This is a genomic window from Corynebacterium sp. HMSC036D03 (assembly GCF_001836185.1).
Taxonomy (GTDB): domain Bacteria; phylum Actinomycetota; class Actinomycetes; order Mycobacteriales; family Mycobacteriaceae; genus Corynebacterium; species Corynebacterium simulans.
Genome location: NZ_KV827749.1, coordinates 23,741 through 43,725, shown reverse-complemented (window position 1 = coordinate 43,725; position 19,985 = coordinate 23,741). Strand labels below are relative to the sequence as shown.

Sequence of the window (19,985 nt, the reverse complement as noted above, 5' to 3'; positions counted from 1 at the left end):
ACGCGAAAAGTCTTGCAGATCTCATAAAGCACGAAGGTGATCACCGCCTCACTAATAGCACGATTTTTTAGACAACGCCCGTGGCTTGTATGCAAGATGAATGCATGTCGAATGCAAGTACGCCAGCCGCCGAGCGCGCCTATGAATGGGTCAAGCGTGCAATCATCGAAGGTGACATTGCCGAATCCGAGATGCTCTCCGAGGCAGTCATCGCTTCAGAGCTCGGGATGAGCAGGACTCCCATGCGCGAGGCCTTCCTCCGCTTGGAAGTTGAGGGCTTTTTGAAGCTCTATCCCAAACGCGGCGCGCTGGTGGTCCCGATCAGCCCGCGCGAGATTCGCGAGGTCTACGAGGCGCGCCTGCTTGTCGACGCCCACTCCGCCCGCCATATCTGCGCCCTCCCCGCCGCAGAGCGCGCCGTCATTGCTGATCGCCTCGATGCGACCATCGCGGAACAAGACGCCGCGCTCAACGCCGGTGACCTGCGCACATACGCCCACCTCGATGCGCGTTTCCACCAAACCATCATGGACAACGGCGGCAATAGCCTGCTTGCCCATCTCGGTCACACGCTGCGCGAGCGTCAGCAGCGCTTCACAGCCACGGCAATTGGCCGCAATGTGGAGCGAGCGCGTGGCTTCGTCGCCCAGCACCGCCTGCTTGCCGAAGCCCTCCGCCACGGCAACTACTCCACCTACCTCACCGAACTCGAAGACCACCTGACTACTTCTAGGAATCAACTGTGACCGCTCAAACCTCAACATCCACATCGTCGCTTTCCCATGTGCCCGCGACTGAGTCCGTGCCTAGCGCATCGCCGGCGCCGGAGGTGTTGCCTTCGTTTAGGCCTCATTCGTGGTTTCCCGTCGCCGGTTCAATGGTGGCGGTCGCGTGGGGCGGCAACGAGTTCACCCCATTGTTGGTGATGTACCGCGAGACTTCGCACTTTTCACAGGTGACCGTAAATGGTTTGCTCGCGGCTTATGTCTTGGGAATCATCCCCGCGTTGCTTGTGGGAGGCCCGCTATCTGACCTCATCGGCCGCAAGCCTACTCTCCTGCCGGCCGCGCCTTTGTCGCTGCTGGGATCTTTCCTGCTGTCCATCGCTCCGCATGAGCCGCTTATCATCGCGCTAGGTCGCGTGCTGTGTGGCATGGCGCTGGGCCTTGTTATGGCGGTGGGTTCCACGTGGATTACCGAGCTTGTCTCCCGGGCTGGAGGGGACCCCGCGGCCGGTGCAAGAAAAGCTTCGCTGTGCCTTACCATCGGATTCTTGGTAGGCGCCGGAATTGCCTCGGTACTGGCGCAATGGGGCCCTTGGCCCACGCACTTAGCTTATATCCTGCACATTCTGCTGACTCTCGCGACTGCGGTTTGGCTGACGTATACTCCGGAAACTCGTGAGCCACGCCACGGTACGGTAAAGACCACCATCTTGGAGCTGAAGGTTCGCGAGATGCTCGAAATGCTGCATATCCCGGCCGCCGCTCACAAGCGCTTCCTGCGCGTGGTCGTTCCCGTTGCCCCGTGGGTATTCGGATGTGCCGGTGCCGCCTATGCCTTGCTCCCGCAGTTGCTCGCCACGTCTGCGGGGCAAACGCCCATTGCGTTCTCCGGCCTCATGACCGTCATTACTTTGGGCTGCGGCGTTGGCGTGCAAATGCTCGGACGCCTCATCGATACCCATAAGTCCGCCCGAGCATCCGCGATCGCCATGGCGGTTATTACGCTCGGGGCTTTCGTCGCGGCCTTCGCAGCGCAGACGTTGTCGCTGCCTTTGGGCATCGCCGCTGCCGCCACGATGGGCGCTGGCTACGGCCTCGCCCTTGTCGCAGGACTCTCCGAGGTCCAGCGGATCGCCGGTGAAGAGGAGCTGGCAGGCCTCACCGCCGTGTACTACTCCATCTCCTATACCGGCTTCTTCATCCCTATGGCGTTTAGCGCGCTATCGGCCTACATCGGATTTACGAAGCTTTTCATCATCGGCAGCATTTTGGCCATTTTGTGTCTAATCAACGTCACTATTGCCTGGCGTGCGCACCTGCCCGGCGCACAGCGCTGACTTTGCGCACTGTGGCCTAAATAGTCACCTCCGCATCAAGAAAGGCGAATTCATAGTACCCATGCGCCGCGAGACGATTTACCTTCTCGCGGCTGCCCACAGACAATGCCAAATGATTCCACCCAGCCGAAGCTAGCCGCTTTTCATGGCCTGGTCGCGCCATGATTTCGAAACGGGCACCGTCTTCGAAACTCAGAAAATAGGTCTTTAGCCCTGTACGTACATGGCCATGTGTTCGATTCGCATACCTGCAAATCTACATAGAAAAATACCCGGTTAACTGGTCAAAAGAAACGCGCCCGGAAGGAGACACTATCTCCTTCCGGGCATTATTCACTTAAGCTCTGACATCCAGGTGTCTATACGTTCGTGCGCGCGACGGTCGCGGTGACGTCCTTAACCACCTTGTGGCCTTCGAGAGGCTCGGTAACCACATTGAACTCGGTGGCCAGAACCTCGGCCGCAATGTGCTCCGCGTGACGCTGTGCCCATTCTTCCTTCTCGGCCGGAACGGACAGGACAACGCTGATGCGGTCATAGACTTCAAAGTCCTCGGCTTTACGGGCATCCTGCAGGCCGCGGATGACGTCGGCGGCCCAGCCTTCTGCCTCGAGCTCCTCGGTCACCTCGGTGTCCAAGACCACGAGGCCATCGATGCCGTCGATACGCGCCGTCGATGCCGGATTCGCCGCCTGCAGACGCTCGGTGTACTCATCAGCGCCCAGAACGATATCGCCGTCAACGACAACCTCATCACCACGGCGCTCGTAATTACCCGCCTTCAGGTTCTTGATTGCGCGCTGGACGTCCTTGCCCAAGCGCGGACCCGCGATCTTTGCATTACAGACAACCTCGAAGGTGCCCACGGAATCGACGTCGTCGGTCAGAACGACATCCTTCACGTTGACCTCATCGCGGATGATGTCCGCAAAGTCAGCGAGCTGCGCGGAATCAGCCATGGCCACGGTCAGCTTCGGCAGCGGCAGGCGGTTACGCAGCTTGTTGGACTTACGCACACTCGATGCTGCGGAAGCTACCGCACGCACCGCGTCCATCGCGGAAACCAGCTCCGCATCAGCCGGGTAATCCTCAGCCTTCGGGTAGCTAGCCAGGTGCACGGAGCGCTCACCGGTCAAGCCGCGGTAGATGACCTCAGCCACGTGTGGCAGCAGCGGAGCCACCACGCGGGTGACAGTCTCCAGCACGGTGTAGAGGGTGTTAAAGGCCTCTGCGTGCTCTTCCTCGCCCGACCAAAAGCGGTCACGCGAGCGACGCACGTACCAGTTGGTCAGCACGTCCGCGAAGTGACGCACCTCCTCCGTCGCCGCAGCGATATCAGTATTCGCCAGCGCCGCATCGGTATGCTCCACCAAGTCATGGGTCTTAGCCAGGATGTAGCGGTCAAGAACATTGCCCGAAGTGACATCAAACTTCGCCTCGCGGCTCGCGTAGAGCTGCAGGAAGGTATACGCATTCCAGATCGGCAAAATAGCCTGGCGCACGCCCTCGCGGATGCCCTGCTCCGTGACGATCAGATTGCCGCCGCGCAGAATCGGGCTGGACATCAAGAACCAGCGCATCGCATCCGAACCATCGCGGTCAAAGACCTCGTTGACGTTCGGGTAGTTGCCCTTAGACTTCGACATCTTCAGACCATCATTGCCCAAGACGATGCCGTGAGCGACGACCTTCTTATACGCCGGACGGTCAAACAGCGCCGTAGACAGTACGTGCATCACGTAGAACCAACCACGCGTCTGGCCCGAGTACTCCACGATGAAGTCAGACGGCGAATGCGTCTCGAACCACTCTTTGTTCTCAAACGGGTAGTGCTTTTGCGCAAACGGCATCGAACCAGACTCGAACCAGCAATCTAGCACGTCCGGCACACGCACCATCATGGACTTGCCCGTCGGGTCATCCGGGTTCGGGCGGGTCAGCTCATCGATGTATGGGCGGTGCAAGGAGGTAGGACGCACGCCGAAGTCTGCCTCCAGCTCATCCAAAGAACCGTAGACATCAACGCGCGGGTACTCCGGGTTATCGGAAACCCACGCCGGAATCGGTGCACCCCAGTAGCGAGTACGTGAGATGTTCCAGTCTCGTGCGCCTTCCAGCCACTTACCGAACTGGCCATCGCGGATATGCTCCGGCAACCACTCGATTTCGTTGTGGTTTAGCTCCACCATGCGGTCACGGAACTCGGTCACCTTCACAAACCACGCCGGCATTGCCTTGTAAATAAGAGGCTCGCCCGAACGCCAAGAGTGCGGGTAGGAGTGCTCAATCGTCACGTGGCGAACCACGCGGCCAGCAGCTTTAAGTTCCTTGATGATGTCCTTGTTCGCATCGAAGACCAACTGGCCCTCATACGGCGGAACCTGCGAGGTAAACTCGCCGTCCTCATCCACTGGGATGGCAAGTTCGATGCCGTACTTCTGGCAGGTCAACATATCGTCCTCACCAAAGGCTGGAGCCTGATGAACCACGCCGGTGCCGTCTTCAGTGGTGACGTAATCTGCAAGGATGACCTGGTAGGCGTTCTCCAGATCTGGGAAGAAACCGAAGATCGGCTGGTAGGTAAAGCCTTCCAACTGATTGCCCTGGAAAGTTTCGAGGACTTCTACCTCGCCGAGTTCCTTAGCCAACGTCGCCGTCAAAGCCTCGGCCATGATGAACGTGTGGCCCGCGAAGTCGCCATCCGTAGCTTTGAACAGGACATAGTTAACCTCAGGGTGGACCGCCAATGCAGCATTCGACGGCAAAGTCCAAGGTGTCGTAGTCCAGGCGAGGAAGGAGGCGTCGGCAAGCGCAGGATGTGCGGAAAGCGTCTCCGCAGCCGCCGAATCAGCCTTCGCACCAGTAACCGGGAAAGTCACCGTCAGCGTCGGGTCTTGGCGCATCTTATAAGAATCATCCAGGCGAGTTTCCTGGTTAGACAGCGAAGTATGCTCCGCCCAGGAATAAGGCAGCACGCGGAAGCCCTGGTAGATAAGGCCCTTATCGTAGAGCTCCTTGAAAGCCCACATAACAGATTCCATGTAGTTGATATCGAGCGTCTTGTAGCCGTTCTCGAAATCAACCCAGCGTGCCTGGCGGTTGACATAGTCTTCCCACTCATCTGCATACTGCATAACGGACTTCTCGCAGTACCCATTGAACTTGGCTAGACCCATGTCCTGAATCTGAGCCTTGTCCGTGATGCCCAGCTGCTTTTCCGCCTCCAGCTCAGCCGGCAAGCCGTGGGTATCCCAACCGAAGATACGTGGCACATAATTGCCTGCCATCGTGCGGTAACGAGGGACGATGTCCTTGACGTAGCCGGTCAGGAGGTGACCGTAGTGTGGCAGGCCATTCGCGAAGGGAGGGCCATCGTAGAAGATGTACTCAGGACAATCCTTGGTCTGGTCCAAGCTGGCTTTGAAGGTTTCGTCTTCCTTCCAGAACTTCTGGACGATTTCCTCCATGTCGGGGAAACGGGTGGAACCACCGGTCATGTCTACCTTGGGGTAGACACCGCCTACGTTTTCGCTCATTAATCTTCCTTCACTCGAGTGCTGGTGCAGGGACGCGCCTTGCGGCTCGCGGTACCACCCTGCTTGGCGCGAAAATGCGCCCGCTTCATTTCGGTGAAGGAGATTTCGGTCCCACCCGCTCGGTTCTACTTTTAAGCTCTGTGGCTTAGGTTCTTCCGAGATGCTCCCCGGTGATGGCCGGATCATTGCATACGTGAGGAAATTATACCCACGGCGTCAACTTTTCACAGGCTGAGGTTCCCGAGTGGTGCAAATGGATATCAATGAGTCGGTTGAGACAAAGTTATCCACAGGTTGAAAATTGCCCCTTGTGCCTTGTCGATAGGGCTTTTTAGGGTGGGGTTTATGACTTCACTTCAGGCATTCTTAGCGGCAATACGCCCAGGCATGGACATCGTGGCTGGGTGCGCAGGGCTGTCTGAAAAGGCTTTGATTTCGGCTGGCGCGCCGGATAAAACGGCACAGCAATTGCTCGCGCTTTACGACGTCTACTTTGGCCACACCGCTTTCACCCGCCGGCAACGCGATTCCGTGGCCGCGGCGCAAAGGCTTGGTCATTCCCTGCCCACAATCGAAGTTATCGAACGCTACGCAATGCGCGCGAAGACCCAACGTGCAGCGTGGCAGATGCGCGAGGAACTGTGCAATACCAAGGCCGATACCCTCGCGATGGAGCAGCTAGCGAAGAAAAAGCTGAAGGCGCTCAATAGCGAGCGCGAGCCAGAGCAAGGAGTAAAGCTTTATCGCCGCAAGGATAAGCCATGGACTTTAGCGATCACCGGCCCATCGACTTTAATCGCGGATATGCATGCGGCTATCGACCCTGCTTCTCCCCTGGAGTCTTTGGAGAACCTCTTCTTCCCCGCTGCTAAGGACTCAACAAGGGTGTCTAGCGCAACCGGAGAAAGGCCGCGGGTACATACCAACGTCATCGTACAACTGCCCGCGCTGGCAAAGATCTTGCAGGGCGACGGCGAGGAGATAAGCCTGCAAATGACAAACGGCGCCGTCATGTCCGGCGCGGAATTCGTGAGAAGAGCACTGGACTCGTGCCTTGACTTCGCCACACTCGTGCATCCACATGAGGGGCCAGTGAATCTCTATCGCACGAAGCGCTTTGCCAACCACAAGCAAAGACTGATGGCGGGAGCGGAAAATCCCACCTGTGCTTGGCCAGGTTGTAATCACCCGGCAGATACTAGTCAGGTGCATCACTTAAACGCCTGGTCGCAGGGAGGCCCAACGAACATGGCAAATCTTGCGACTTTGTGTCATTACCACAACGGCGTGAACGAGGACGACCCTAACGCCCCGCCGTTACGCGGTAGGTTAGCCAGGGTCGATGGAAAGGTGCGCTGGCAGCGCGGCTAGCAAAAAGGCAACAACCACGACTATATGCAATGCAATGTCAGGGCAATGCGCCACAATCTAGGAGGCAGGGTACTCCCCTGCCTCCTCGTCCTGCGCAAGATCAGGTTTGCGCTTGCGTAGACCGTCTATCACGAACAGCACCATGCCTAGGCCGGCAGAAGCGAAGAGAAGATACAGCGACCAATCAGCTGCAGTCAGAATGAAGTTGACGAGAGCTAGGAAAGCCACGAACGCCAAGACGAGTGCTGCAACAAGCATTTAAACCTCCAGAAAAGCGCCCTCCCGGATACTCGGAAGGGCGCTTTATAAATAGCTTTTACTTGCCAGCCTCGCCGTTAGGAGCAGCGGTGCCGCGAGTCTCAAGCTCCTCCAGCTGGGACTCCAGCAGGGTCTTCAGACGGGTGCGGTACTCGCGCTCGAAGGTGCGCAGCTCAGCGATACGAGCCTCAAGAGCCGTCTGCTGCTGCTTGACGGTATTCATGACCTCGGTGTGCTTCTTCTCAGCGTCAGCCTGCAGGGCAGCAGCCTTCTCCTCTGCCTGGCGAATCTGTGCCTCAGCGCGGGAGTTAGCCTCGGACTCGGTCTGCTTTGCCTTAGCCTCAGCCTCGGAAACCAGCTTCTTGGAGAGAGTATCAGCGTCTGCGAGCTGTGCGTCGAACTTCTGCTGAGCGTCTACGAGCTGTGCCTTGGAGCGGGAATCAGCATCGGTCAGCTGCTTCTCGGCGGCAGTGCGTGCCTCGGAGAGCATGGACTCGGACTCTGCCTTTGCCTCGGAGGTCAGGCGGTCTGCCATCTCCTGCGCCAAGCCCAGAACGCGAGCTGCCTGCATGTGGGTCTCTGGGGTAGCCAGGCCGTCGGCAGCCTTGGTTGCGGCAGCGCCAACACCTGCACCAGCCAGACCAGAAGCCGCTGCGGTCTTTGCAGAGCCAGCGTTCTTCTTCAGGTCCTCGTTCTCCTTCTTGGAAGCCTCGAGGTCCTTCTTAGCCTGAGTAGCCTCTGCCCGAGCTGCCTCGAGCTCTTGCTTTGCCTTTGCAGCGTCCTCCCGTGCAGCCTTCAGCTCAGCATCGTTGTTCGAGGAAGCAGCAGCCGAAGCCTTAGCGGACTCAGCGTTCTTTGCCTGTTCCTGCGCACGCTTTGCTTCTTCCTTAGCCTTGGCAACTTCATTCTTGGAATCAGCAAGCTTGGTCTCGTACTCAGCGCGCAGCTTGGACTCGATCTCCTTACGGAGGGTACCTTCGTCTGCACCCGTAGTAGCTGCGGACCCTGCAGCGGCACCCGCTACAGCACCAGCGCCGCCCTTGGACTGCAGCTGCTCTACCTGAGACTGCAGGTCATCATTCTCGTCCTGCAGCTGGGCAAGGGTGTCCTCGACGAGGTCCAGGAACTGGTCGACCTCATCCTCGTTGTAGCCACGCTTGCCAATTGGCGGCTTGCTAAAAGCGACGTTGTGAACATCAGCTGGTGACAGTGGCATTGACTTCTCTTCCCCTTCGAGTCGGTGCAACTCCGGTGGGTCCGGAGTTTTTGGGAGATGTAAACGTATCCCGAGAGTACCTAAATTCTGAACTCAGGTGTCTACACAGGATGCGCTAACAAAGAACTTGTGCGTTTAATTTTACGGAATATCAGTAAAGACTATATCCAAAAGCCCACATTATCTAACGTTGCACGCAGTCTCAACGTTAACGGGAGGTTTTAATACACCCGCACTACAAGAACACTCCAACAACAACCAGTTGCAAGAGCATCAAAATCAGGAACAAAACAAGGATGGACATGTCCAGTGTCACACCGCCCAGACGCAGCGGCGGGACCACGCGACGGAGCGCCTTTACTGGCGGGTCAGTAACTACAAACAGCGGCTCTGCCACCACCATGAACCACCGCGGTGGGTTAAATTGGCGCGAGAAAGACTGAATCATCTCGATGATGATTCGCAGGGCCAAAATCCACGAGAAGATGCGTAGAAGCAGCAACAAACTATATCCGATAATGCTCACCCGCTCGAGCCTATATGAATTACCCCCGTGTTCGGCACTCGGCTCGCTAATGGCGAACGCCGCCCTACCCTTCCCCCACCAACACTTAGAGGAAAAATAAGACGGCGCTACTTTAAAAGCTTCTATCTAACGCAGGTGCGCTGCGCGCTCGAGCTCCAGGGTGGAGATGCCTGCATCCTTCGGCACAATGGCGAAGACGCGACGGTCGGTGTCCATACCCTTGGTCAGGTTGAGCATGCGGCCCTCGAGACCGAAGCAAAGGCCAGCAGCGAAGTCAATGAAGCGCTTTGCCGACGCCTTGTCCGCATCGGTCAGCTCAAAGACAACGGCGTCGCCATCACGGAACGGTGCGCCCACCTTGGCCGCATCGTTGAAGGAAACGAGGGAAAGCGCGACGATAGTCGGAACGAACTCCTCCTGCGCTGCCGGCTCGAAAGAGCGCGGCGCGTAAGCAGCAGAGCCGTTGGACTCATAGCTGCGCTCGTCTGCGTAGTATGCATCGTCCGCTTCGATGTCCACCGGACCCAGTCCGAAGAACTCTTTCGTCCTATCAATCAATGACATTTCTGGTCTCCCTCTGACCCTAATTGTTGAGCATGTTATTTGGTGCGAATGTTACTCATGTGAAAGCAGTGAATTGCACCCGTGAAATGCGCTTTTGCGTTGCCACTTAACCTACTGGGCGGGGTCCCATGATGCCGGTTCCGACACGCACGATATCGCTTCCCGCGGCAATCGCCGCAGCCATATCTGCGCTCATTCCCGCCGACATCAAAAGCTTCCGTCCAAGGCGGCTGCCCACCTCGTCACAGAGCTTGCGAACTCGGGCAAAAACTTCGACCGGGTCCGCATCTAGGGGCGGAACGACCATGAAACCGCGCAGTTCGAGGTTGTCGAGATCCTCCACGAGGCCCACAAGCTCATCGACATCCGCATAGGCTACTCCCCCGCGCGCAGTATCTCCGTCGTGGGAGAGCTGGATGAACACCGGCAGTTTTCCTTCGCGCTCGCCCGCTTGCAAAGCATTGCCGACGCCCCGGTCCAACGCGCGCGCAAGCTTTTCCGTGTCCAACGAATGCACGCTTTGTGCCCACCGAGCGACGTGTTTGGCCTTCTTCGTCTGAATCTGGCCAATCATATGGAAACGCATCTGCGGCAACTCCGCCGCCTTGGCACGGGCTTCTTGTTCGCGGTTCTCGGCGACGTCAGTGATACCAAGCTCGGCGAGAAGCGCGACGTCGGCAGCCGGGTGGAACTTGGTCACCGGCAGCAGTTCGGGCGCAGGACGGCCGGCATTCTTGGCGATTTCTGCGATATCAGCGCGGGTGCGCTCGAGGTTTTCCTGTAATTGCTGCTTGCGTGTCATTTATGCCTCCAACCAAATAACACCGGCTTGGCGTCCGGTAGTGCCTTCGCGGCGGTAAGAAAAGAAGTCGCTGTCTTCGATGGTGCAGCGAGGGTCAGCTTCAATGTTGGTAATTCCCATCCCCATCAGCTGACGGACAAGGCCCTTGCGCACGTCGACGCCCCAGGTGCCCTTCTTTGTGCGGGCCTTCGCCCCGGGCAAGTGCTTCTCGACGTCGTTTGCCATAGCCTCAGGCACCTCATAGTTCAGTCCCGATGCGGCGGGGCCGAGAAGAACTTGAATATTGGAGGGGCTCGCGCCCAGCTCGAACATCGTAGTAACCGTGTTGCGAATGATCCCGTTGCGGGCGCCGAGCCGACCGGCATGGGCAGCGGCGATAACGCCGGCGGAGATGTCGCTGAGCAACACGGGGGTGCAATCAGCAACCAGAACTCCGAGTCCTAAGCGTTTTTCGGTAGTGACGATTGCGTCGGTCGCCGCCACTGGGGTGCCAACATGGCTACGATCGACGCGAGTGACAGTGTTGGTGTGGAGTTGTTCCATCCACACAATCTCATTGAGCCCGAGAACTCTGGCGAGACGGACGCGGTTTTGGGCGACGTTTGCCGGGTCATCGCCGACGTGGTCGCCTAGGTTGAAAGAGTCGTAAGGCGATGACGAAACCCCGCCCGCACGAGTCGTAAAGACCATGCGAACGGGGCGTTTAGGTGCTTCCTCGTTTACTGGCATGCACTCCAGGTTAGCGCAGTATTTCGCTGCTTTAACGCATGAAGGACGGCACGTCGAGATCGTCATCGCCGTCATCGTGGCGACGATCGTCACGACGATCTGCAGGGCGGGACAGGCGGTAGTCGTCACGGCGATCTTCACGAGCAAAACGATCGGAGCTGGTGAACAGACCGTTGGAGGAATGGCGTGGACGGTAGGTCTCAGCCGGCTGCTCCTCATAACGCGGCTGCGCAGGTTCCTCGTAGCGCGGTTGCTGCTGTACCGGCTGCTGCTGTACTGGCTCCGGCTGCAGCGGTTGCTGCTGGTGCATTGGCTGCTGTTGTGCCGACTGCTGCACCGACTGCTGTGCCGAAGCTTCCTGGCGGTTATCGAAAAGGGAGCCCGGACGCTGCTGCTGCGGCTGGGACGGTGCCGGCTGAGCTGCGGTGGTCATGTTGGCCTGTGCATCAAAGCCGGTGGCGATGATGGTGACGCGGACTTCGTCGCCCAGGTTGTCATCGATGATGGTACCGAAGATGATATTGGCGTCTTCGTCAGCGCGCTCCTCGACCATGGATGCAGCGGCGTTAACCTCATGCAGACCAAGATCAGAGCCGCCGGCGATGGAGAGCAGAACGCCCTTTGCGCCTTCCATGGTGGACTCGAGCAGCGGGGAGTTGATTGCCTGCTCAGCGGCATTGAGCGCACGGTTGTCACCGCGTGCAGAGCCGATGCCCATGAGAGCGGAGCCGGCATCGGCCATGACGGAGCGGACGTCGGCAAAGTCGACGTTAATCATGCCCGGGATGGTAATCAGGTTCGTAATACCCTGGACACCGTTGTGGAGGACCTCATCGGCTGCGCGGAATGCCTCGACGATGGACAGCTCCTCGCCGCCCAGCTGCATCAGGCGGTCGTTCGGAATAACAATGAGCGTGTCGCAGACGTCGCGCAGCTCCTCGATGCCAGACATTGCCTGGCGGGTACGGCGTGCGCCCTCGAACTTGAATGGACGGGTAACAACGCCGACGGTCAGCGCCCCCATCTTTTTCGCGATGGAAGCAACGACCGGAGCGGCGCCGGTACCAGTGCCGCCACCCTCGCCGGCGGTGACGAAGACCATGTCCGAGCCTTCCAGGGCATCCTCAATCTCAGTCTTGTGGTCTTCTGCGGAGGTCTTGCCAACCTCCGGGTTAGCGCCCGCGCCGAGACCGCGGGTGGCTTCGCGGCCGATATCGAGCTTGGTGTCAGCATCCGAGAAAATCAGCGCCTGGGAGTCAGTGTTAATCGCGACGAACTGAACGCCCTTCAGACCTTCTTCGATCATGCGGTTCACGGCGTTAACGCCGCCGCCGCCGACACCGACGACCTTGATTTCCGCGAGGTTATTGCTAGTTGAGATCATGTGAGGGGTGCTCACCTTTCACTGTTGGTGCGTAAACGAGGATTTTTATTGCACGCGACTTTTTCTCACGCGCGGTTATTTCCATCTTTATGGAAGTGCCGTAGTTTTTCACGTACATTTTGCCGCGTGTCGGTACCCTCAAGTTGTAGTTTAGGGTTGCTGACGTGCGGGTTTTCAAATCACAAACGCCCCACGCACCCCACCTGTATGACCAAGATGGGCTCTGCGCAGGGCGTTAAATTCAGACGGCTATTTCGTGGTTACCAATTCGGGGTTTGAAATATTCCACTGCCCGCCTTCCATCTTCAAAACCGTCTCGAAAGCCAAAGCCTTATTGGCGTTATCCTCCGAGGCGCCCCAGAAGACGCTGCGGTCATCCTTCAGGTGGAAGATCATCGAATAAGCGTTTTTAGCCTCGAGAGACTTCACCTGTGCACGCAACGGCTGTGGCAAAGCGGCGACTACCTCCACGGCATCACTCATCTCCTCCGAGCCGGGCTCGGCGCTGCCGGTAATTTCCACTGCGCCCTCCGGAGGGGTGTCCTCGGCGAATTCTTCACCCTCGGCGTCGATAAGCTTGTTCTTATCACGGAAAGCCACCGCCTCGTGTTCTGTAACCTCCACGCTCAAGGTGGACGGAAATGCGCGCGATACGGTTGCGGACTTTACCCACGGCAAGCGTGCGACTCCCGACGCCGCTGCACGGGCATCCACCCGCACTAGGTTCTCGCCTTTAGCGACGCCACTGGCTTCTTCCACCTGCGCTGCATCGACGTGGCTTATGCCTTGTACCTCGAAGGAAGAAACCTTGAACACAGGAAACATCCACACGGCAACTGCCGCCAGCACAACGACCGCCACGAGCCCCGTGACAGAAACCGCAATTGTCTTCTTAGTCATTAAGCGCCTTCAGCTCATCGAGGATCTCCGCGGCCAGCATCGTGACTGAACCCGCGCCGATGGTGAGTACGACATCGCCAGGGCGCACCAGGGACACAACATCTTGAGCCGCCTCCGAGAAATCCGGTTCGAAAATGACCTTCATCTCTTCCGGCATTTTGTCGGTGATGATGCGGGAGGTAATGCCCTCCACCGGTTGCTCCCGAGCGCCGTAGATGTCAAGGACAACGGCGGCGTCGGCAAGCGCGAGTGCTGCAGCGAACTCCTTGTCGAATTCCATCGTGCGGGAGTACAGGTGCGGCTGGAAGCATGCGATAACGCGCGCCCCCTTGCCTTCTGCCTCTACCTTTTGGCGGGCAGCACCGAGGACTGCGGTGACCTCGGTTGGGTGGTGGGCATAGTCATCGAAGACGCGCACCTCGTGCTCGGTGCCGCGATACTCAAAGCGACGGCGCACACCGGTGAAATCACTAAGGCCCACCGCGAGATCGTCCAGGTCGCCGCCGGCCAAGCCGCCCGCGATAAGCGAGGCCAAAGAGTTAAGCACCATGTGATGCCCCGGAATCTGCAGCTCATAGGAGAGCTCTTTCGACTTTCCGCCGGGCAGCGTGACGCGTGCACGGACTTGCATGCCAATGACAGAGACCTGCTCTTCTACTACCTCAGCGGCCAAGGGAATCTCCGGATACTGTGCGGCTGCTTGAGCGCTGCCGTAGCCAAGAACGTTGATTCCGCGGTCAAGGGCGCGTTTACCGGCCTGCGCTGCATGCTCATCCTCCAAGCAGACGACGAGATGTCCGCCGGGCACGATACGATCGGCGAAGTCGTCGAAGACTTGGTAATAGGCCTCAGCATTGTGGAAGAAATCCAGGTGGTCCGGCTCGATGTTGGTAATCACCGCGACTTCAGGGCTATAGCGCAGCAAGGAAGCATCGGATTCATCGGCCTCGGCAACAAAGGCGTTGCCAGTTCCGCCATGGGCGTTGGTGCCCGCGCGGTTGAGCTGGCCGCCAATGGCAAAGGAAGGATCAAGACCTGCCTGCTGCATTGCAGAAACAGTCATCGAGGTGGTGGAAGTCTTGCCATGCGTACCGGCGAGGAGCACCTGCTGGTGGCCCTCCATCAGCTCGGCGAGAAGGTCAGAGCGGCGAATCACCGGAATACCGGCCTCGCGGGCGCCGACCAACTCCGGGTTATCCTGCGGGATGGCTGCGAAGGAAGTGACCACGACAGTCGGCTTCTCCCCCGCCAGCTCGACATTTTCTGCCGCGTGGCCTACCGCAATCTTTACGCCCATCGTGCGCAGGATTTCCACCGGCGTGGACTCCTTAACGTCGGAACCGGTAACGACGCCACCGCGCGAAGCGAGGATGCGCGCCAGGCCAGACATGCCAGAGCCGCCGATGCCCACCATGTGGACGCGAGTGAGGTCATAAGAGTCAGTCATCTTCTTTAAATTCCTTCAGCTTCAAAGATCTTGCGCGAGGGTTTTAGGCGCGCGCTTGCTCGATGGTGGTTGCGATTCGGTCAGCAATGGTGTTGGCAACGTCGCCAGCAGAGTTCGTCGCCGCGGCCGCGCGCATTTCCTTTAAGCGAGCGTCATCTTCCATAATGCCGCGGACCTCGGAGACCAAGCGCTGGGGGTTGAGTTCGGCGTCGGCGATCTGCACGGCAGCACCGGCTTCTACTAGCTCGCGGGAGTTCAGTGCCTGCTCACCATTGCCGATTGGCAGTGGCACGTAAATGGCAGGAACGCCGGCAGCGGTTACCTCAGCGACCGTCATCGCGCCTGAGCGGCAAATCATCAAGTCAGCTACGGCAAGGGCGCCGGCCATATCGTCGATGTACGGCAGAGGCGTGTAATTCGGAGCAGGCGCCGGCGCCTCATTCTTCTTGCCGTAGGCATGCAGGACCTGGTACTTCTTGGTCAGCTCCGGCAACGCGCCCGCCACTGCCTTATTGATGCTGGCTGCGCCCTGCGAGCCACCGGTAATGACGATGGTGGGCATATCCTCGCGCAGCCCCCAGCGCTTACGGGCCTCCGCAGCCACAGAACCGTCAGGGTCTTGACCCATTCCTGGGCGCACTGGGATACCCACGACCTCGCCAGGCATGCCGGAGTTCGGGTGCGCGTTGAAGCCGATTCCGCCCAAACGCACTCCAAGCTTATTTGCAATGCCCGAAAGCGCGTTGGTTTCTAGCACATAAAAAGGCATGCCTAGAGTCTTTGCAGCAAGGTAGGCCGAAGCGGAAACGTATCCGCCCGTACCAAAGACCACGTCAGCCTCAACGTCTTTTAAAACCTTGCGGGTTTGCATTACCGACTTTGCAACGTTCAAAGGAAGCTTAAACAGATCGACATTCACCTTGCGCGGAACCGGAACAGGGGTCACCATGCGCAGATCCACCCCGCGGGCGGGAACGATATCGCGCTCCAGTCCCTTCTCGGTGCCCAACGCGGTTAACTTCGCGCCGTGACGCTGCCGGAGCGCTTCACCCACTGCGAGCGCTGGTTCGATATGGCCTGCGGTGCCGCCACCTGCAAGGACGACAGAAATGGGGGTGGAATTCATGACCTACAGGCTACCAGCGCCACCCAGGCCTACCGCTTCTCGCCGCGCCGCGGCAGGCGGTAATCACTAGGCCCACGGCTCGTCACCGTTCGGCCAAAGCGCTCCTCGCGCTCCGCTGGCCGACGCCCGCCCCGATTCTTCTGCGGCTGCGAGGCATGGCGGCCTCCCTTACGCTTCGGGGCGGCGTCGAAAAGCTGCGGCTCGGGGATGAAAAACAGACGGTCGAACAGCGGACGGCCGAAGTTCTGCATCGCAGAAATCTGCAGCGGCTCATGGCGCGCGACGTTACACAGCACGCCCATCGAACCGATGGTGATAAGCGCTGCGGAGCCGCCTGCGGAAATCATCGGCAGCTGAATGCCCGTCACAGGAAGAAGACCCACCACATAGCCGATGTTAATGAAGGCCTGGATAACAACGCCGACCGTCAATGTGGCGGCCAGCAGCGCCTGGAAAGAATCCTGCGCATTCTTTGCCGTACGCAGCCCGATGTAACCCAGTGCGGCAAACAAGCCGATAACCAGCAAGCCGCCCCACAGCCCGAGTTCCTCGCCGATGATGGCGAAGACGAAGTCATTCTTCGCCTCCGGCAGGTAGAACCACTTCGCACGGGATTGGCCGAGGCCAACGCCCCAGAACCCGCCGTCGGCAAGCGAAAGGAAGCCCTGGTAAGCCTGGAAACCGGTGCCCTGCGTGTCCTCGATGTTGCCGCGGAAAGCATCAAAGTAGGTGTGGAAACGGTGCGTACGGAAGCCGCCGCCCAGAAAGACTGCGGTTAAGCCCAACGCGCCGAGGCCAATGATGGTGGCAGCGACGCGCCAATTCACGCCCGCAAAAAGCAAGGTGAAGATAACCACCAAGGCAAACGACGCCGCCATGCCGATATCGCCCTGCAACACGATGAGCACGAACATCACAGACGCGATGAGCGAGTACATCATGAATGGGTCAGAAAGACGCATCGAACGGTGCGGCTTGCCCGCCAGCGCCGAAGCGCCGTACATCGCTACGGTGACACGTGCGAACTCAGAAGGCTGGAAAGCCACAGGGCCCAGCGGAATCCAGGACTGCGAACCCACCGTCTCACGACCGGTACCCACGCCAGGAATCAACACTGCGATGAGCAAGATGATGGACAAAAGCAGCAGCCACGGCACGAACTTACGCAGCGTATAAGGAGAAACCCGCAGCGCAATCCAGAACAAAATCAGGCCGCCTGCCACGAGCAGGCACTGGCGGATGGCATCTGTCCACACGTTGGAGTTTTCTGTGAAGGAGATCGCCATGGATGCGGAGAATGCCATGAGCACGCCAATGCCAATCAGCGAAAAGATGATAATCCGCAGCAGCTGGTAGTCCAGCCCCGGTTGCGCGCGGTAGTGCTGACGGATTTCGCCCACGCGTTGGCCGAGCGTCTTCGACGCTGGTTGTTGCGGCCTAGTTGCGGTCATGGAGTCTCCTGAATTGCGTGGTTAACGTGCGATGCGCTGGGCGGCTGCGGCGAAGAAGTCACCGCGCTGTGCCATGCCTTGGTACATATCCAACGATGCCCCAGCCGGCGCCAAAAGGACGGTATCGCCGGGTTCGGCGTGTTGCACGGCGACGGTAACCGCCTCCTCCATTGCCCTTAGGGGATCGGTGGATTCGATGACGGTGGTGGCAACTCCACGCTGCTGGAGGGCGTCGTAGAGCACTTGCTTGTCGACGCCCATTACAACCGCTGCTTTTAGCCTTTCCGCGTGGGCGTCGAGAAGATCGCTGACGTCGGCGCCTTTGAGCTGGCCGCCAGCGACCCACACCACATTGTCCAACCCGCGCATCGCGGCCTCGGCTGCATGGGGGTTGGTGGCTTTGGAGTTGTCGATGAAAGCGATGCCGTTATGGCGGTGCACTAGCTCGCCGCGGTGACCGGCGACGGTGTAGCTTTCGAGGCCTTCGGTGATTGAGGCCGGCTCGGCACCGGCGAGCAAAGCAGCGCAGGCGGCTGCTGCGGCGTCGAGAATGCCCGCCATACCAGAGGGCTGAAGGGCGGTGACATCGTCGATGACGGTGGCGCTAACGCCTGCCACGTTGTTAATAACGAGCTGACCGTCGATGACGCCTACTTCCCCATCATTCGGAATGGTGTGGGTAAAAGCGTGGGTGTCTGGAGAAAGCGCGCCGCGTTCTGCGGCGGCATCGGCGTATTCGCGGACCTGGGAGTCGTCGCGGCCGATGACCGCGTGGGCGCCGGCAAGCACCTTTGCCTTGGCCTCAGCGTAGGCACCGAAGGAACCGTGCCAATCGAGGTGGTCGTCGGCAAGGTTGAGAAGTACTCCGACCTCCGCGCGCAGCTGGGAGGACCAATGCAGCTGGAAGGAGGAAAGCTCAGCGACGAGGACGTCCACGCGTGGGCTGGCGGCTAGGGCGTCGAATGGCGAGGTGCCGATGTTTCCGACGGCTTGGGAGCGCTTTCCGGAGCGCTGCTCATCGGCGGCCATGATTGCGGCCAGCATGCCGGTGGTTGTGGTCTTGCCATTGGTGCCCGTGACGGCAAGCCAGGTGCGCGGTGCGCCGAAGACGCTGGCGGCATCAAGACGATAGGCCAGCTCGACATCCCCGATGACCTCTACCCCGGCCGCAGCTGCGGCGAGCAAAAGCGGCGAGGACGGCGCCCAGCCCGGAGAGGTAACAACGAGGGAGTAATCGGCGGGGTTGGCAGTGGCGGCGTCGATTGTGGTGACAGAAAGGTCGGCCTCCAGGCGTGCGCGGGAATCCGCGTTGCCATCAGCCACCACGACGTCGGCGCCGAGGCGCAGCAGTACGCTCGCACAGCCGCGGCCGGACACGCCCGCGCCGGCGACCAAGATGCGCCCGCGCAAGGAATCAGGCAGAGCCGCGGGCGAGACCTCGGAATTGGAGGCAGCAAAATCGAAGGCAGCGGACGACATGACTAGCCCACCAGCCCGATACCGGAATCAGCGAGCCAGTCGCCGTAGAAGATAGCAACGCCGGCCATAGCCGCCATGGCGGCAATCAACCAGAAGCGCACGACCACTGCGGTCTCTGCCCAGCCACCGTTTTCGAAGTGGTGGTGGATTGGAGCCATACGGAAGAAACGCTTACCGCTGGTGCGGAAGACCACGATCTGGATAACAACGGAGACGGTCTCGATGACAAAGAGCGCACCGACGATGATCATCAGCAGCTCGGTGCGGCTGGTCACGGAAATGCCTGCGACGAGGCCGCCGAGCGCGAGGGAGCCGGTATCTCCCATGAAGATCTTCGCCGGTGCCGCGTTCCACCACAGAAAGCCCAGACAGCCGCCTAGGCCAGCGGCGGTGAGAACCGCGAGATCCAGCGGGTCGCGGACCTGGTAGCAGCCGGCTGTGAACTCGGTGGCACAAGAGTTGCGGAACTGCCAGAAGGTCATGATGGTATACGCACCCATGACAATCGCGGTGGTGCCGGCTGCGAGACCATCCAGACCATCGGTAAGGTTCACGGCGTTCGACCACGCCGCGATCAAGATGTACATGAAGATCAAGAACACGATGGTTCCCACGATGGTCGGGCCAACCGCGAAGTCGAAAGTCTCAATATCTCGAACGAAGGACAGCTTCGTGGTACCAGGTGTCAGGCCAGTGTCATCCGGGCGCTGCAGGCAGAGCAGGCCAAAAGCCAATGCGAGGGCGAGCTGCCCCACCAACTTGGCGGTCTTGTTTAGGCCCAAGTTGCGCTGCTTGAAAAGCTTGATGAAGTCATCGGCAAAACCCAAGCCGCCGAGGCCCAGAGTCAAGCCCAACACCAAGATTCCGGAGAAGGTAAAGCCACCGTGGCCGGTCACCTGCCCGTAGATTCCCACCGTCAGGTAGCCCACCGTGATACCTGCCAGAATGGCCAGGCCGCCCATGGTCGGGGTGCCGCGCTTGCGCAGGTGCGACTTCGGGCCGTCCTCACGGATCTCCTGACCCTTGCCAACATCCGAGAAATAACGGATGAGCAGCGGGGTGATGAAAATCGCTACGAGAAAGCTGACCATACCAGCGATGATGATCTGTGTCACTTGCTTGGGTTCCTTCTAA

At 59.3% G+C, this 19,985-nt stretch carries 17 protein-coding genes; 3 read left to right on the top strand and 14 right to left on the bottom strand.

The features are described 5' to 3' along the window. Positions 1-104 precede the first annotated feature (104 nt). Together HMPREF2692_RS09845 and HMPREF2692_RS09840 are read left to right on the top strand one after the other, a co-directional pair. The gene (locus HMPREF2692_RS09845; RefSeq protein ID WP_061923442.1) at positions 105-746 is read left to right on the top strand and encodes a GntR family transcriptional regulator; all 642 of its coding nucleotides are present in this window, start codon (positions 105-107) and stop codon (positions 744-746) included. A 131-nt stretch (positions 747-877) separates the two neighbouring features. Next, complete coding sequence (locus HMPREF2692_RS09840) at positions 878-2,062, top strand: MFS transporter (RefSeq protein WP_070823516.1); 1,185 nt, start codon at positions 878-880, stop codon at positions 2,060-2,062. A gap of 359 nt (positions 2,063-2,421) precedes the next feature. Here the strand turns inward: HMPREF2692_RS09840 and ileS are convergent, their stop codons facing one another. After that, complete coding sequence (gene ileS / locus HMPREF2692_RS09835; protein WP_070823514.1) at positions 2,422-5,598, bottom strand: isoleucine--tRNA ligase; 3,177 nt, start codon at positions 5,596-5,598, stop codon at positions 2,422-2,424. Between the two features lie 345 nt (positions 5,599-5,943). Here ileS and HMPREF2692_RS09830 point away from each other — a divergent pair, with 345 nt between their 5' ends. Beyond that, on the top strand, positions 5,944-6,969 hold the full coding sequence (locus HMPREF2692_RS09830) for an HNH endonuclease signature motif containing protein (RefSeq protein WP_070823512.1): 1,026 nt from the start codon (positions 5,944-5,946) through the stop codon (positions 6,967-6,969). 57 nt (positions 6,970-7,026) lie between these two features. On the opposite strand, the gene HMPREF2692_RS09825 is transcribed toward HMPREF2692_RS09830, so the two are convergent. The 13 genes from HMPREF2692_RS09825 to mraY form a co-directional block, all read right to left on the bottom strand. Further along, a complete protein-coding gene (locus HMPREF2692_RS09825; RefSeq protein WP_061923455.1) occupies positions 7,027-7,227 on the bottom strand; it encodes a hypothetical protein in 201 nt (66 codons plus the stop codon). A gap of 58 nt (positions 7,228-7,285) precedes the next feature. Further along, positions 7,286-8,443 (bottom strand): DivIVA domain-containing protein, encoded by a 1,158-nt coding sequence (locus tag HMPREF2692_RS09820; protein ID WP_061923458.1) that lies wholly within the window; start codon positions 8,441-8,443, stop codon positions 7,286-7,288. A gap of 235 nt (positions 8,444-8,678) precedes the next feature. Then, a complete protein-coding gene (locus tag HMPREF2692_RS09815; protein WP_070823511.1) occupies positions 8,679-8,969 on the bottom strand; it encodes a YggT family protein in 291 nt (96 codons plus the stop codon). Between the two features lie 126 nt (positions 8,970-9,095). Next, complete coding sequence (locus HMPREF2692_RS09810; protein ID WP_061923465.1) at positions 9,096-9,533, bottom strand: cell division protein SepF; 438 nt, start codon at positions 9,531-9,533, stop codon at positions 9,096-9,098. Between the two features lie 106 nt (positions 9,534-9,639). Then, positions 9,640-10,335: a YggS family pyridoxal phosphate-dependent enzyme gene (locus HMPREF2692_RS09805; protein ID WP_070823509.1), complete on the bottom strand. Its 696-nt coding sequence runs from the start codon at positions 10,333-10,335 to the stop codon at positions 9,640-9,642. Then, the gene (gene pgeF / locus HMPREF2692_RS09800) at positions 10,336-11,064 is read right to left on the bottom strand and encodes a peptidoglycan editing factor PgeF (RefSeq protein ID WP_062038240.1); all 729 of its coding nucleotides are present in this window, start codon (positions 11,062-11,064) and stop codon (positions 10,336-10,338) included. Positions 11,065-11,095: 31 nt separating this feature from the next. Continuing rightward, positions 11,096-12,448, bottom strand: a complete 1,353-nt coding sequence (gene ftsZ / locus HMPREF2692_RS09795) for a cell division protein FtsZ (RefSeq protein ID WP_061923474.1) — start codon at positions 12,446-12,448, stop codon at positions 11,096-11,098. 249 nt (positions 12,449-12,697) lie between these two features. Beyond that, the gene (locus HMPREF2692_RS09790) at positions 12,698-13,348 is read right to left on the bottom strand and encodes a cell division protein FtsQ/DivIB (protein ID WP_061923477.1); all 651 of its coding nucleotides are present in this window, start codon (positions 13,346-13,348) and stop codon (positions 12,698-12,700) included. After that, positions 13,341-14,795 carry a UDP-N-acetylmuramate--L-alanine ligase gene (gene murC, locus HMPREF2692_RS09785; protein WP_061923482.1) on the bottom strand — a complete coding sequence of 485 codons (1,455 nt, stop codon included), beginning with the start codon at positions 14,793-14,795 and terminating at the stop codon, positions 13,341-13,343. The genes HMPREF2692_RS09790 and murC overlap by 8 nt, the downstream gene beginning before the upstream one ends. Before the next feature lie 43 nt (positions 14,796-14,838). Beyond that, the gene (gene murG, locus HMPREF2692_RS09780; RefSeq protein ID WP_061923485.1) at positions 14,839-15,921 is read right to left on the bottom strand and encodes an undecaprenyldiphospho-muramoylpentapeptide beta-N-acetylglucosaminyltransferase; all 1,083 of its coding nucleotides are present in this window, start codon (positions 15,919-15,921) and stop codon (positions 14,839-14,841) included. Positions 15,922-15,950: 29 nt separating this feature from the next. Further along, a complete protein-coding gene (locus HMPREF2692_RS09775; RefSeq protein WP_061923488.1) occupies positions 15,951-17,372 on the bottom strand; it encodes an FtsW/RodA/SpoVE family cell cycle protein in 1,422 nt (473 codons plus the stop codon). Positions 17,373-17,393: 21 nt separating this feature from the next. After that, positions 17,394-18,851 (bottom strand): UDP-N-acetylmuramoyl-L-alanine--D-glutamate ligase, encoded by a 1,458-nt coding sequence (murD, locus tag HMPREF2692_RS09770; protein WP_061923491.1) that lies wholly within the window; start codon positions 18,849-18,851, stop codon positions 17,394-17,396. 2 nt (positions 18,852-18,853) lie between these two features. Beyond that, positions 18,854-19,966, bottom strand: a complete 1,113-nt coding sequence (mraY, locus tag HMPREF2692_RS09765) for a phospho-N-acetylmuramoyl-pentapeptide-transferase (protein WP_070823507.1) — start codon at positions 19,964-19,966, stop codon at positions 18,854-18,856. Positions 19,967-19,985: the final 19 nt, after the last annotated feature.